Below are 582 nucleotides of genomic sequence, written 5' to 3'. Positions count from 1 at the left end.
CGGTCCTTCGCGCGGAACAGGGCGCCTGGCGGATCCAGTCCGCTTCCGCCGAGCTTCCCGGCGCCTCGACCATGACGGCCTCCGGCGCGGTCGCGTTCGGCGAGGCTGGCCCGGGCTTCGCCGGGCCGGTGACGTTCGCGTCCGAAGACTTCCAGTCCTTCCGGCGCTGGCTTTCAGGCGGCGAGGACGTCGGCTCGCGGCTGGGCGAGAAGATTACGCTGAAGGGCGACGTCAGCGCGCGGCTGGGCGCCGTGCAGATCCAGAACGCGGACCTCTCGGTGGACGGCGCGCGCTCGTCGGGACGGCTCGCCTGGACCTCCGGCGAGGATGGCGGGCGACCTCGGCTCGACGCGCAGCTCGTCTCCGACCGGCTGGACCTCGACGCGCTCGGGATGGGCCGCATCGCCGGCGGCGCTCTGGCCGGCGGGCCTCTGGACCTCTCACTGTCGTTGAACGCGAAGACGCTCGTGTTCGGCGGCGTGGCCATGACCGGCGTCGCCGTCGAAGGGCTGGTCGGCGCAGACGGCATCGAGCTCACGCGCCTGGCGGTGGCCGATGCTGAGGGCGCGGCGCTCTCCGGCG

At 73.7% G+C, this 582-nt stretch carries 1 protein-coding gene; it reads left to right on the top strand.

Features of this window, described 5'->3' with window-relative positions:
• On the top strand, positions 1-582 hold a 582-nt coding region (locus ACIKT0_RS19725; protein WP_407106939.1), incomplete at both ends, for an AsmA family protein.

The organism is Hansschlegelia beijingensis (assembly GCF_045505405.1).
GTDB classification, from domain to species: domain Bacteria; phylum Pseudomonadota; class Alphaproteobacteria; order Rhizobiales; family Methylopilaceae; genus Methylopila; species Methylopila beijingensis_A.
Note: the sequence above shows the minus strand (reverse complement) of the source record. Positions and strands in the feature narration are given on the sequence as shown.